At 37.8% G+C, this 13,480-nt stretch carries 11 protein-coding genes; 2 read left to right on the top strand and 9 right to left on the bottom strand.

What is annotated here, in order from left to right:
* Positions 1-16: 16 nt before the first annotated feature.
* From AC6I5C_RS11985 to clpB, 7 genes are all read right to left on the bottom strand, one after another.
* The gene (locus tag AC6I5C_RS11985; RefSeq protein ID WP_497905350.1) at positions 17-2,488 is read right to left on the bottom strand and encodes a DUF5686 and carboxypeptidase regulatory-like domain-containing protein; all 2,472 of its coding nucleotides are present in this window, start codon (positions 2,486-2,488) and stop codon (positions 17-19) included.
* Positions 2,489-2,590: 102 nt separating this feature from the next.
* Entirely contained in the window at positions 2,591-3,049 is a 459-nt protein-coding gene (gene smpB / locus AC6I5C_RS11980) for an SsrA-binding protein SmpB (RefSeq protein ID WP_076665181.1), read from the bottom strand.
* A gap of 73 nt (positions 3,050-3,122) precedes the next feature.
* The gene (locus tag AC6I5C_RS11975) at positions 3,123-3,626 is read right to left on the bottom strand and encodes a SixA phosphatase family protein (RefSeq protein WP_497905349.1); all 504 of its coding nucleotides are present in this window, start codon (positions 3,624-3,626) and stop codon (positions 3,123-3,125) included.
* 92 nt (positions 3,627-3,718) lie between these two features.
* On the bottom strand, positions 3,719-4,381 hold the full coding sequence (deoC, locus tag AC6I5C_RS11970) for a deoxyribose-phosphate aldolase (protein WP_497905348.1): 663 nt from the start codon (positions 4,379-4,381) through the stop codon (positions 3,719-3,721).
* Positions 4,382-4,612: 231 nt separating this feature from the next.
* Positions 4,613-5,494 carry a TraB/GumN family protein gene (locus tag AC6I5C_RS11965; RefSeq protein ID WP_497905347.1) on the bottom strand — a complete coding sequence of 294 codons (882 nt, stop codon included), beginning with the start codon at positions 5,492-5,494 and terminating at the stop codon, positions 4,613-4,615.
* 22 nt (positions 5,495-5,516) lie between these two features.
* Positions 5,517-5,906, bottom strand: coding sequence for a hypothetical protein (locus tag AC6I5C_RS11960; protein WP_497905346.1), 390 nt, complete (start codon positions 5,904-5,906; stop codon positions 5,517-5,519).
* A 160-nt stretch (positions 5,907-6,066) separates the two neighbouring features.
* A complete protein-coding gene (gene clpB, locus AC6I5C_RS11955) occupies positions 6,067-8,676 on the bottom strand; it encodes an ATP-dependent chaperone ClpB (protein WP_497905345.1) in 2,610 nt (869 codons plus the stop codon).
* 294 nt (positions 8,677-8,970) lie between these two features.
* On the opposite strand from clpB, the gene ytxJ reads away from it, so the two are divergent.
* Complete coding sequence (gene ytxJ / locus AC6I5C_RS11950; protein ID WP_497905344.1) at positions 8,971-9,369, top strand: bacillithiol system redox-active protein YtxJ; 399 nt, start codon at positions 8,971-8,973, stop codon at positions 9,367-9,369.
* A 28-nt stretch (positions 9,370-9,397) separates the two neighbouring features.
* Here ytxJ and AC6I5C_RS11945 read toward each other — a convergent pair whose 3' ends face one another.
* Together AC6I5C_RS11945 and fahA are read right to left on the bottom strand one after the other, a co-directional pair.
* On the bottom strand, positions 9,398-10,600 hold the full coding sequence (locus AC6I5C_RS11945; RefSeq protein WP_497905343.1) for a hypothetical protein: 1,203 nt from the start codon (positions 10,598-10,600) through the stop codon (positions 9,398-9,400).
* A gap of 106 nt (positions 10,601-10,706) precedes the next feature.
* Positions 10,707-11,999 (bottom strand): fumarylacetoacetase, encoded by a 1,293-nt coding sequence (fahA, locus tag AC6I5C_RS11940; RefSeq protein WP_497905342.1) that lies wholly within the window; start codon positions 11,997-11,999, stop codon positions 10,707-10,709.
* 204 nt (positions 12,000-12,203) lie between these two features.
* Between fahA and glyA the strand changes: the two genes are divergently transcribed.
* A complete protein-coding gene (glyA, locus tag AC6I5C_RS11935; protein ID WP_497905341.1) occupies positions 12,204-13,475 on the top strand; it encodes a serine hydroxymethyltransferase in 1,272 nt (423 codons plus the stop codon).
* The last annotated feature ends 5 nt before the right edge of the window (positions 13,476-13,480 follow it).

Genomic DNA, 13,480 nt, shown 5'->3' with positions numbered 1-13,480 from the left:
AATTTGCTAAAATTAATCAATTAAAGAGTTTCAACCCAAAAATAAAGGCGTCACTTTGAAATCCATTTTGGTAAGAGCGCACATAATCAAGTCTTAAGAACCTAAATTTACCCCAACCTATGTTGTCAATCCCAACCGAATATTCTTGGTAAGGTTTATAGGTTTCAGAGGAAAGAGCATGGGCACCGACAATCAAGTTGTAATTTAATTTATTCAGCAATGGAATTTTACCCAAAATGTATCCATTAAAGTTGTGTTCGGCGTGTAATTCCAAATAATTGTCGTTCGTGCTTAAGGAATAGTAAGGCAAATTGTTAAACACATTGGTATAGCTTCCAGAGGAACTAACATGGGTTTGGTTGCCATTGAAATGTTGGTAATCCATAAATGCAATATCCTTGGCATTGAAAAAAGTTCCGGCTCTAAGGTTGTATGCAAAATCCCCTTTGTTACCAAGCTCCACATTTTGGAAAATGCGCAGTTTAAGTTGGTCAAAATTGTAAGCGTCAATAGAGGCTCCAAATCCTTTTTCATATCCTATGGCCAAGGTTGGGTATTTGGTTTCTATCACCGTGTATTTGCTGTCTGGATAACTAAAGTATTCCTGACCAAAATTGAAGGTGGCACTTAGGCTAAATTTGAAAATGTTGTGCGTTTTGAACGGTGCAATGCCATAGGCTGTTTCATCCAGCGGGTTATTACTAGTGTAGGTATCGTCACTTTCGTTGATAAAGGTAGAATCTGTGGTGTTGAAAAGTGGTTTCCTGTGTTCGTAGCTTATGTTGCTGTACAATTTGAAGCCATTAAAAAGTTCCTTTGAAAAGCTTATTTCTGCAAAACTTTTATCGTAAAGTTTCATGTAATTGTCTTCAAAGAACAGAGAACTAATACTGTTTATTAATTTTGAAATTGGCTCTGTTCCATTAAATTGTTGCGTGGTTACACCTCCGGACACCATTAGATATGGTCTGCTTATATTATTGAATTTGTAATGAGCTGAAAAGACGCCTCGCAATCTTTGGTCTCCTAAGCCGTAATTCATAGTAGCTCGTGTGAAGAAATAGCGTTTGAATTCATCGATGTTTTTTGTGTAGTGAATACCAACAGAACTATTAAAACCCTGAACCGTATTAAAATTAAGCGCTGAAAAGGGAGAGGAAACACCTAAACTCCATTTTTCATAGGAATTGGAAAATGTATAACCAGAAAAGATATCGGAAAATTTGAACTTGTTGGATACCCTGTCTGTGGAATCCAAATAGGTTTTAGACTTTTTGATTGTTTGAATACTGTCTTTTTTCAAATAATCCAGAATTTCTTCCTCGGTTAGGGGAACAGGTCTATTGATTTCCCAATACAAAGAGTCCTTTTTGTTGGCTTCTTCTTTAAAAGAAAGTATTTCTTTTCCAAAATTACGTTTTGAAAATTCTGGATTGAAATTGTAATCACTATAGACAGAAGTGTAATGGCCTTCTCCATTAATGCCAAACATTCCAAAGGAAAAATCGATGTTTTGCGACATCAAGGCCCAAACCTTATCCTGTTGGGAGTAGGAGAAATTCTGCTTAAGAGTGATGGTGTCGGCTCCGGGAATTTGCGCCTGTTGACCGGTAGTCGTCAATTCAAGAGCGTAAATGGTCCATTGGTCTTCCACAATATATAAGTGTCCTTCAAACACGCGATCGTTTTTACGTTTTGGGGTGACCTTTATTTTATTGATAAGGTTTCCAAAATCGTCATAGAAAATCCCTTCCAAAGAGTAGCGGTAATAATTAAAGGCGTATTCTGCAATTGGGGAAATGAGAGGATTTTCTAAATCAATGGTGTTGTTGTAAAAGTTGAAATTGGCATCCAAGGCCGTATTAAAACTAAAGCCATTGTCATCGCCACTAACCTTTGAGGCAATAATAGTTTCCTTGAGTTTGTTGGGGTAGAGGTAGTCAATTTTTGAAACAGTTTCTGAAAGGTAAATGATTCCACTTCTGGTAGAATCCAGACCGCCTCCCAAATCTCCCAACTCCTGACCTAAAATGGCTTTTGGAGCATTTTTGATTTTCAGTAATCCTCTGGAATAATAATGAGCATTGAAGGCTTTGATGAGCTCAAGGTTCTCTTTTCGTTTGTCTATTGTAGCCCTCATGATTTTGTTGGCTGGATTTTCGTTGGTTTTTACAACGACTTCCTGAAGGGATATTTCTTCTTCCTGCAAAATCACGTCCAATTGATATGGGAAGTTTTCAATGGCTACTGTTTTTTTGAGGGTTTTATAACCAAGATATTTAAAGGTAATTGTATAAGTTTTGGGAGCGGAGACGTTCAGCTCATAAACGCCATTATCGTTACTGGTAGTGCCTGTGTAGGTGTTTTCAATATAAATATTAACAAAGGCTAAAGGGGTATTATTACTGTCTTTTACAGTGCCTTGAATTTGAGCCAAGGCGTAAAACGTCTGCAAAAAACTAAAAAGTAAGACTAGTTTTTGTTTCATATAGGTGTTGGTTGATGGAGCAAGAAATTTTCTTTAAAATGTCCGTGCATGAACTTTTGGTTATAAACATATGGAAAAGTACAGTTATAACCATTTAAAAAATTACTTGTAAATTTTCTTGATACGATCCAAATTACGCTTGTTGTCGCGGTCTTTGATAGTGTCCCTTTTATCGTAAAGTTTTTTACCTTTTGCCAAAGCAATGTCCATTTTGGCGTATCCTTTTTCGTTAATAAAAACACGAAGCGGTACAATGGTAAGTCCTTTTACAGTTACGTCCTTTTGAAGTTTTTTAAGCTCCCTTTTGTTAAGTAGCAGCTTGCGTTCGGCTTTTGGTTTATGGTTGTAGTAGTTGCCGTAAACATACTCCTGAATGGTCATGTTGATGACAAACAGTTCGCCACGGTCGTTAAATTCGCAAAAACTCTCGGCAATAGAGGCCTTACTATCCCGGATGGATTTTATTTCGGTACCTGTTAAAACAATTCCAGCAGTATAAGTGTCAAGAATTTCGAATTCAAACTTGGCTCTTTTATTTTTTATGTTGACCGTTTTTTGCATAGCACAAAACTACGTTTTTTATAATTTATGCTAAATACCTTTTGAGAATTTTATTGCGGTTTCAGAGAAGTCCTCAGTCTATGGTAAGTATGTAGTCGGTGACAGTTTCTTTAGATAATACAACAATATATAGAAAGCTGTTGTTGTTGTCTTCCATCATGAGATATTTGTCTTGGGAAATGAGGGCGTTTGTCGTGGCAGGCGTTGTGTTGCTGTGGCCAACAATAAGTACAGTTTGCCCTTTTGTGTCGTTTAGGAAGGTGTTTATATCTAGGTTGTTTGGGTCATATAGTTCAATTTCGATGTTGAATCTTTTGGCAATTGGCCCTACGGTTTCCAAAGTTCTATAGTAGTCTGTAGAAAAAATACGATCTAAAGGAACTTGGCTAAATATGCTGTCCCATTGGGTGGCACGTTTTAACCCAATTTCTGAAAGGTGGGGGTTGGGGTTAGAATGATCCGTTCTGTCTTTTTCTGCATGCCGAATTAAAAAGTAAGTGGAAGTTTTATTGCTCGATTCTTGTGAAAAACCTTGAAAAGACAATAGTAAAAGAAACAAAAGACAGAAGGGTTTCATGTTGGATACTAATGGATTATATCCAAATATAAAACAAATTAGGGCCGAAGCCCTAATCTAATGTTTTGAAATTCAATAAGTTTTGCTGCTTGTTAGTCTTCGACCTTTAAAGCTTTATCTGTAACAATGGCAACTCCGGCCGATGTTCCAATTCTGTCTACACCTATATCGATATATTTTTGAGCGGTTTCATAATCTTTTATACCACCAGAGGCTTTAATCTTAGCATTATTACGAACCGTTTTCTTAATGATTTTTACTGCTGTTAAAGTTGCTCCGCTATTTGAGAAACCTGTTGAGGTTTTGATGAAATCGGCTTTAGCATCCATACAAATTTCGCAGGCTTTGATGATTTCGTTTTTAGACAATTCGCTAATTTCAAGAATTACTTTAAGCGGAATGCGTCCTATAGCTTGTTTTACATCACTAATGTCTTTATAAACTGCAACGTAATTTTTACTTTTTAAAAAGCCAATGTTTATTACCATATCTATTTCGTTGGCTCCTTGGTTTACGGCAGCTTTAGCTTCACAAACTTTAGCTTCGGTGGACATGGCGCCTAAAGGAAAGCCAACAACCGTGCATACTTTTACGTCTGTTTTTTCCAAAAGTTGATGGGCAAGAGGAACATAACAACCATTCACGCAAACAGAATAAAAATGATGTTTTTTTGCGTCGTTACATAAGTCTATAATGTCCCTTTCGGAAGTGGTGGGTTTTAATACCGTGTGGTCTATGTATTTACTAATCTTCATGTTTCAGTAGGTTTAATATTGATTTGATGTAAGCTTTCTTAAATGAATCATTTAAAGGAAGTTACAGGTCAATAGTGTCTATGTAATTGGGGAATTAATAGCGGGTCAAAATTAAGAAATTAATCTTAATTAGATAAAGTGAAAACTTAAACTTTATTGCCTTTGAACGAAAAATTCCACAAAAATTAACAAGTTTTGGGACTTGATAAATGAGTATCTAGTTGAATGCGATTATGGTAGGACGGCTTCCACGGTATATCCCGCTTTTCGCAATAATGAAATGACTCCATTGTCTCCGGATAAATGTCCGGCGCCAACTCCAAAAAAGGTAGGTTGTTCTTTGGAAAAGCTGCCAATTTTTGCAATCCATGTTTTATTGCGTTCGTCCAGCATTTTGTTTTGGTATTTAGCGGTCAATGTGGAGTCGTCTACCAATAAAAGATTGTAAAGGCCGTCCAAGTCCTTGTTTTCATAAAGACTCATCATTTCAGTAATGTTTGCTCTGTCGCTTGCCATATTGTCTTTAGCAGATTTTAGCAGTTCCTGAATTTGGTCTTCATAGGGAATTTCGTCAAACAATTGCATTTGCTGTTCAATGCTTTCCAATCCTTCAACGTCCTCTTTTTGATCTTTGGTAACGGCCATTAATTCATTTTCAAAAGATTGAATAGGGCATCCCAGAAGTTTTGGATACAACATGGCACTTAAAAAGAAAGGTTTAATGTTTCCCAATAGATCTAGAGGCATTCCGGTTTGGGTTTTTATAAAATCTGAAAGGACTTGGTAATCTACTTCCGAAACATAATCCTTAATGGTTTTTCCGTCTTTCATATACATCTCCTGCATCATTTTCGATTGTATTTCTGGATGGTCCATATCGATCTCTAGGACCAAAAGAGAAGTGTTGTCCAGGGCGGTTTTCACTGTTTGGTCCAATGAAGCATTACAGGTAATGTGGATGGTACCGAAAATATATGATGGCGCTTCAAGCCCGTTTCCGGATATTTTCCAAAGTAAGGAGTTGTTGGTTTCTTGTGCAATTGTGATTGTTGAAATAAGAACTATTGCAGTGTTTAGAATGGTTCGGGAAAAAGATGTTAATGACATTTTCATTTAATATTAGAGTAGATTGGGGTTATTGTTTTTGGTGGAAATCTGTCAGGATTTTGTGAGTCCATTGGATTGCCTCAGACAAGGTATTAAAAATCTTGTACGGTTTGTCGAAAAAATTCTTTTCATATTCCGCGTTTTGGCGCATTATTCTGGTATCTGTCACTATAGCAATACCTGCAAGATTGGGGATTTTTTCTGTTTCCACATAAGTTAATGGATCTACGGAGTAGGAGTTGACGCGATTAGATATATACACAAATTGTTTTCCCGAATAATGGGTTTCTACAATCTCGTTCAATCTTTCGTTATGTTTGGGGTGAATGTCGGCGCCTTCCCTGATTTGCATGATCAAGAAATCATCAAATACCAAAATTTCGGCACTTGGAAAATCGTAATAATAGAACCTTCCCATAAAGCTCAATTTTAAAAGTTAAAGGGCTTTGGTTTTTGATAAAAAAAGCAACGCTAACCTAATTAAAGGGTCGCGTTGCCTAACACCAATCAACCAAATTATTATGAAACGTCCTAGCGGACATTTAAACTCCAATGGCGGTTAACCACTGAAGTTTTCGTTAAAGTTCTTCAGTGACCATATTGGCCTGGTTTCTGAAGACTAATCTGTCATCAAATGCATCTAGAAGGATCACACTGTCTGTGGTAACTTTTCCGGAAAGAATCTCTTTACTCAATTCATTGAGTACTTCTTTTTGAATGACTCTTTTTACTGGTCTGGCACCGTACTCTGGATTGTATCCCTTATCTGCAAGGTATTCAATGGCTTCTCTTGTGGCATCAAACGTAATGCCTTGTTGGCCTATTATTTTTGTGAGTCCTTTTAATTGTAACTCTACAATTTCCAAAATATTTTCCTTGGATAAAGGCGTAAACATGATGGTTTCGTCTATTCTGTTTAAAAATTCGGGTCTTACTGTTTGTTTTAGTAAGGCCAACACGTCAATTTTGGCAGCTTCCATAGCGGAATCAATATCCTTGGTAGCTTCAAAACGCTCTTGTATGATCTGACTTCCCATATTGGAGGTCATAATGATGATTGTGTTTTTGAAATCTGCTAAACGCCCTTTGTTGTCCGTAAGGTGTCCTTCATCCAATACTTGTAACAAGATATTGAAAGTATCTGGGTGCGCCTTTTCAATTTCATCCAAAAGCACTACGGAATAAGGTTTGCGTCTTACAGCTTCTGTCAATTGTCCTCCTTCATCATAGCCCACATATCCTGGAGGTGCTCCTACCAATCGGCTCACGGCATGACGCTCTTGATATTCGCTCATGTCTATTCTAGTCATGGCGTTTTCATCATCAAACAAGTATTCGGCCAAGGCCTTTGCCAATTCGGTTTTACCTACACCTGTGGTTCCAAGGAATAGGAAGGTCCCAATTGGTTTTTTAGGGTTCTGTAAGCCTGCACGGCTTCTTCGCACGGCATCACTTACCGCCGTAATGGCTTCTTCTTGTCCAACTACACGTTTGTGAAGTTGGTCTTCCAATTTTAACAATTTTTCACGTTCACTTTGAAGCATTTTGGTAACCGGAATTCCTGTCCATTTGGCCACGACTTCTGCGATGTCGTCATAAGTCACCTCTTCTTTAATTAGGGAGTTTTCATTTTGATTCTCATGAAGCTCCTTTTGAAGTTTTTCAAGGCGTTCCTGACTTTCCTTTATTTTTCCATATCGAATTTCAGCAACTTTACCATAATCGCCATCACGCTCTGCCCGTTCTGCATCCAGTTTGTAATTTTCAATTTCAAGTTTAGTGGCTTGAATATTGTCTACAACATCTTTTTCGCTTTTCCACTTAGCGTTGATTTCGTTTCGCTCCTCCTTCAAATTGGCTAACTCTGAGCGCAATGAATTTAATTTTGCCTCATCTTTTTCACGTTTAATGGCTTCAATCTCAATTTCCAATTGCATGATTTTTCTATCCAAAACATCCAATTCTTCAGGTTTTGAATTGATTTCCATGCGCAATTTGGAAGCAGCTTCGTCCATTAAGTCGATAGCCTTGTCTGGAAGGAATCTGTTGGTGATGTAACGTTCGGATAATTCTACGGCACCAATAATTGCTTCATCTTTAATGCGAACCTTATGATGGGTTTCGTATTTTTCCTTGATTCCTCTTAAAATGGAAATGGCACTTTCGGTATCGGGCTCATCTACCATTACTTTTTGGAAACGTCTTTCAAGGGCCTTGTCCTTTTCAAAATACTTTTGGTATTCGTCTAGGGTAGTGGCTCCAATGGCGCGCAATTCACCTCTAGCTAAAGCAGGTTTCAAAATATTGGCGGCGTCCATGGCACCTTGACCTCCTCCGGCGCCAACAAGGGTGTGTATTTCGTCTATAAATAGTACGATATCACCATCACTTTCGGTAACTTCTTTAATAACCGCTTTTAAGCGTTCTTCAAATTCACCTTTGTATTTGGCACCTGCAATAAGCGCACCCATGTCTAAGGCAAAAATCTGTTTGTCAACCAAATTTTCAGGAACGTCACCATCTACAATACGATGTGCGAGTCCTTCGGCAATGGCTGTTTTACCAGTACCAGGTTCCCCAACCAAAATTGGATTGTTTTTGGTGCGTCTGGATAAAATTTGAAGAATTCTACGTATTTCTTCATCACGACCAATTACAGGATCCAGTTTTCCATCTTTGGCCAATTGATTTAGGTTTTTAGAATATTTGTTTAGCGCGTTATAGGTGTCCTCTTGACTTTGAGAAGTTACACGGTCGCCTTTTCGCAATTCGTTGATGCCTGCTGTTAGCGCTTTTTCAGTTACACCTTGGTCTTTGAGCATTTGGGCTATTTTGCTGTTGGATTTAAAAACAGCCAAGATTAAATGTTCAATGGATACAAAGTCGTCCTTCATTTTTTTTGCAATGATGGACGCTTCATTAAGTGTTTTTCCAGCTTCTCTGGATAACATAATGTCGCCTCCGGAAACTTTTGGAAAGCTCTCCAGTTGCTTGTCCAATGCCTGTTGTAGGACAAGGGTGTTTACATTCAATTTTTTAAGAATGAATGGTAATACGTTTTCATCAACTTCAGAAATAGCTTTAAAAATGTGCTCGTTTTCAATTTGTTGATGGCCAAAACCCTGGGCGAGCTGCTGAGCTTGCTGTATGGCTTCTTGTGACTTTATTGTATAATTATTTAAGTTCATAGTTTGATTTTCCTTTAATTTAGGAAGACAAAGTCAAAAAGCTTACCACTTAAATAGATGAGACAAAATGTCGTTATTTCGTGAAAACATCATGACTTTTTGTCTGGGTTAGGGAGTTGTAAGGTAGGTTTTGGATTATTCTGTAAGTTACAAAAAAGTATTGTTTTTGTAACGGATTTTTTAATATTAAATATTTGAAAATCAGTTGTATTTATTCGTTTGTTGGTTGATTAACGTTAATTTATAATTCTTGATTAAAAAATAAATTAGTTTTACACCTTAAAATCAAAGTGCATGGGATTTATAAAGAAATTATTTGGAGGCAGTGAAATATCTGAAGAAAGTAAAGAAGTCAACACAATGCCTTGGTTAGGTTTGACTTCGGTTGAGCAACTCAATAAATTGAAGGTTGCTTCCGAAACAAAACCACAATTAATCTTTAAGCATTCCACGAGATGTGGCGTGAGTAGAATGGTAATGCGTCAATTTGAAGCGGCCTATGGTTTTTCCAATGAAGACTTTGATGTGTACTATTTAGATTTGCTAAATTATCGGGATGTGTCCAATGCTATTGCAAGTATGTTTCAGGTGATGCATCAATCTCCACAATTACTTGTTATAAAAAATGGAGTAGTGGTAGCGCATGCCAGTCATGGGGCTATTTTGGATGTGGATTTGAAGAATTTCCTGTAGTATACTTTTTTCAAAAATAAAACAGCCCCTAATAACGAGGGGCTGCAGTTTGATTATCTATTTTAAAGGAGGCCAAAATATCTTTTAGCCTCAATTTTAAATCTTCTCCAGTGTCAAATACCATTTGTTCATTGCTAGGGAATGGAACGGCTTGATTGCGGGTCAATTTTAAATCATCTTTGTTCAAGGCACGTTTGTCTCCGCGATAGGTAGCATAGAAATGCTCAAAGATAAATCCACTATCTACAGGAAGTGTGCTTATGGTTTGTTGCGTTTTCAGATCGGAGAACACAGCGTTTCCAAGAATTTGTGATGATTTGAATTGTTGAAATTCAAAAAGATCAGCTTTTACCTTGATAATTTTGTCCACTTTAATATCGTTGCCAAGACTGTCTTTCATCACATTGCCGTTTTGATCTAATTGGTATTGCCACCCATCTACTATTTCTTGCTCTCTAGGAATTTGACGTTCCTTAATTTGTTCAGGAGAAATATTTATGCGTTGCAATTGTAATTCCATGGCATAGTCGTATTGCAGACCTGAGATTCTGTTGGAGTGATAAGCAAGCCAAAACTGATTTAGACCATAGGTGTCAAAATTCAACAGATCTTGTTCCAATTGACGAGGGATAACTTGATTGGTGTTATTTTTAATATTTACAATGACGTGTTCAATCCCTCTTTCATGGGCTTCCAAAAGTAATTCTCTAGTGTCTTCATAATTTGGATGGATTCGCTCCACGTATGATAATACATTGTGGGCTTCCCTGATATCTGCTTTATAGTTGGATTCTAAAAGGGCTAGACCTTTTTCGTATAAATAATCGGCGGTTTTGTTTTTCCATTCAGAAATGGCATTGCTGTAATCCTGAAACTTAAAAGTGATGGTTTTGCCTTCAACAACCAAAGGTAAAATTGGTTTAATGGCTTCCTGTCTTTTGTTGAGGTAGTTGTAAAGTTCATAGACTTCTGTATACAATTCTGGATTGTTATCTTTCTTAAGATGTTTAATTGTATTCAGGTCGCGTTCCTGTGCCTTGTGAAATGCCTCTTGCAGCATCATGGCATAATCCTGTTTGCGTTTAGAAGTCTTATTGGTTTCCAATTTTCGTAACGCTTCAGTAATAGCTTGATTGTAATTGCCCGTGTTGATGGCGCGTTCAACCTGTTTTTTGCTACTACAGCTCATTGCTAGGGAAAGGATGATTGATAAGAGTAAAATTCGTTTCATAAGCATTCGTTTTAGGGGTGTATGTGTTGTAGATTCAAATTTAATGCCAAAAAAAACACCCCCAATATCACTATTGAGGGCTGTAAGATGAATATTTTTGATTGGATTACTTCTTCTTTTTTGGTTCAAATACTGGAAGTAGCTGCGTGGATACTTCACCAAATCCAATACGGGTGCCGTCTTTCTCGCAATATCCTCTCATGATTACGGTGTCATAGTCATTGATGAATTTACGCTCGGAACCGTCTTTCATTGTTAATGGGCGTTCTCCTCTCCAGGTCAATTCCAACATAGATCCAAAGGAGTCTTGGGTTGGTCCCGAAATGGTGCCGCTTCCCATTAGGTCTCCAGAATTCACTGGACAACCGTTAATGGTGTGGTGGGCCAATTGCTGGGCCATGTTCCAATACATGTATTTAAAATTGGATTTACTCACAATGGTTTCTTTTGCCGATTTTGGTTTAAGAGATACTTCCAAGTTGATATCGTAACTCTTTTTGCCTTTATATTGTAAGTATGGCAATTGTGGTTTTTCTGGTTTTGGTCCTTGAACTCGGTATGGTTCCAAGGCATCCAAAGTCACAATCCAAGGAGAAATAGAAGAAGCAAAGTTCTTTGCCAAGAAAGGCCCTAGTGGTACATATTCCCATTTTTGAATATCTCGAGCGGACCAGTCGTTCAACAATACCAATCCAAAGATGTACTCTTCGGCTTCTTCAATTGGAATAGGTTCTCCAAGGTCGTTGGCATCGGTAGTGATGAAAGCCATTTCTAATTCAAAGTCCACCAATTTTGAAGGTCCAAATACAGGAGTGTCGCTTCCTGCTGGAAGGGTTTGTCCTTGTGGTCTGTGTACTGGGATTCCCGACGGGATGATGGAAGAACTTCTTCCATGGTAACCAACAGGAATGTGAAGCCAGTTAGGCATCAAGGCATTGTCTGCTCCTCTAAACATAGTTCCCACATTGGTAGCGTGTTCCAAGCTTGAGTAAAAATCGGTGTAGTCTCCAATTTCAACAGGCAATTGCATTTCAATTTCGTCCAAACGAAACAGTACAATTTCTTTATGATGTTTGTTATTTTTTAAAGTGGTGTTATTACTGTCAAAGATTTGAGCGATACGGTTACGTACGGCACGCCAAGTTTTTCTTCCGTCGGCAATAAAGTCGTTTAGGGTATCTTGAAGGAATATATCGTCGGTTAACGGAATGCCATCAAAATAGCCTAACTGATGCAGTGCTCCCAAGTCTATGGCAGTATCTCCAATTCGGGTTCCTATAGTAATGATGTCGTCACGTGTAAGAAACACCCCAAAAGGTATGTTTTGGATGGGGAAATCTGAGTTCTTTCCTACGTGCAGCCATGATGTTCTATCTGGATTATTTGCTGATAAAGGCATAAAAGTCTTAGAGATTAATGGTTTAATAAATTCTAGTCAAACCTACATAATTTTTTCGTTCTAATTGAAAAAAATGCCGAAAAAGTAGCTTGATTTCTAAGGGTTAATAAAAATTAGAGGCTAAGGCGGTAAATATCTGTTTTTTGAACTTCTATACTCATGGGATTTATTATTTTTGATAAATTTTTAACTAAACTAATTTTTATGCTACGTGATCAACAAATTTTTGAGCTCATAGAAGACGAAAGAGAAAGACAATTGGAAGGTTTGGAGTTAATTGCTTCCGAGAATTTTGTAAGTGAACAAGTAATGGAAGCTGCAGGTTCTGTATTGACCAATAAATATGCCGAAGGATACCCAGGAAAACGTTATTACGGAGGGTGCGAAGTGGTTGATCAAATAGAGCAAATTGCCATAGACCGTGCCAAAACATTATTTGGAGCTGCCTACGCAAACGTACAGCCACATTCAGGAAGTCAAGCTAACACGGCGGTTTTTGCAGCTTGTTTGAAGCCTGGTGACAAAATATTAGGTTTCGATTTATCTCATGGAGGGCACTTAACACACGGGTCTCCTGTTAACTTTTCAGGAAAATTATACAATCCTGTGTTTTATGGGGTAGATCAAGAAACTGGCGTTTTGAACTATGATAAAATCCAAGAGATTGCCACTAAAGAGCAGCCTAAACTTATTATAGCGGGAGCTTCTGCTTATTCCCGTGATATGGACTTTAAAAAGTTCCGTGAAATTGCTGATAGCGTAGGTGCTATTTTAATGGCCGATATTTCTCACCCAGCAGGTTTGATTGCCAAAGGAATCATGAACGATCCAATTCCTCACTGTCATATCGTAACTACCACAACTCACAAAACTCTAAGAGGACCTAGAGGAGGGATGATTTTAATGGGAGAGGATTTTGACAATCCATTTGGATTGACCTTGAAAAACGGAAGCTTGCGTAAAATGTCATCGTTGTTGGATTCTGCTGTATTCCCAGGGAATCAAGGAGGACCATTAGAGCACATCATTGCGGCTAAAGCAATTGCTTTTGGAGAGGCGCTTACTGATGACTTTATGCATTATGTGTTACAAGTGAAAAAGAACGCTGCAGCCATGGCTGAGGCTTTTGTAGCAAAAGGATATAACATCATTTCCGGAGGAACAGATAACCACATGATGTTAATTGATCTTCGCAATAAAAATATTACAGGGAAAGAGGCTGAGGAAGCTTTGGTAAAAGCTGATATTACTGTAAATAAGAATATGGTGCCTTTTGACGACAAGTCTCCTTTTGTAACCTCTGGTATTAGAGTAGGTGCTGCTGCCGTGACCACGAGAGGTTTGAAAGAAGCTGATATGGAAGCCATCGTAACCTTGATTGATGAGGTTATTACAAATTATGAAAACGAAACTGTGCTGGAAGAAGTCGCTGTTAAAGTGAACAACATGATGAAGGATAGAGCTTTGTTTAACTAAACAAA

This window comes from Mangrovimonas sp. sgz306409 (genome assembly GCF_059735265.1).
The sequence above is the reverse complement of the archived record's forward strand: the minus strand, read 5'-3'. Positions and strand labels throughout refer to the sequence as shown.

Excerpts from the sequence above, each read along its gene's own strand:
- ytxJ (WP_497905344.1), top strand. The coding sequence starts at position 8,971 with ATGGGATTTATAAAGAAATTATTTGGAGGCAGTGAAATATCTGAAGAA.
- clpB (WP_497905345.1), bottom strand. The coding sequence starts at position 8,676 with ATGAACTTAAATAATTATACAATAAAGTCACAAGAAGCCATACAGCAA.
- glyA (WP_497905341.1), top strand. The coding sequence starts at position 12,204 with ATGCTACGTGATCAACAAATTTTTGAGCTCATAGAAGACGAAAGAGAA.
- AC6I5C_RS11985 (WP_497905350.1), bottom strand. The coding sequence starts at position 2,488 with ATGAAACAAAAACTAGTCTTACTTTTTAGTTTTTTGCAGACGTTTTAC.
- smpB (WP_076665181.1), bottom strand. The coding sequence starts at position 3,049 with ATGCAAAAAACGGTCAACATAAAAAATAAAAGAGCCAAGTTTGAATTC.
- AC6I5C_RS11945 (WP_497905343.1), bottom strand. The coding sequence starts at position 10,600 with ATGAAACGAATTTTACTCTTATCAATCATCCTTTCCCTAGCAATGAGC.
- AC6I5C_RS11975 (WP_497905349.1), bottom strand. The coding sequence starts at position 3,626 with ATGAAACCCTTCTGTCTTTTGTTTCTTTTACTATTGTCTTTTCAAGGT.
- AC6I5C_RS11965 (WP_497905347.1), bottom strand. The coding sequence starts at position 5,494 with ATGAAAATGTCATTAACATCTTTTTCCCGAACCATTCTAAACACTGCA.
- AC6I5C_RS11960 (WP_497905346.1), bottom strand. The coding sequence starts at position 5,906 with ATGGGAAGGTTCTATTATTACGATTTTCCAAGTGCCGAAATTTTGGTA.
- deoC (WP_497905348.1), bottom strand. The coding sequence starts at position 4,381 with ATGAAGATTAGTAAATACATAGACCACACGGTATTAAAACCCACCACT.
- fahA (WP_497905342.1), bottom strand. The coding sequence starts at position 11,999 with ATGCCTTTATCAGCAAATAATCCAGATAGAACATCATGGCTGCACGTA.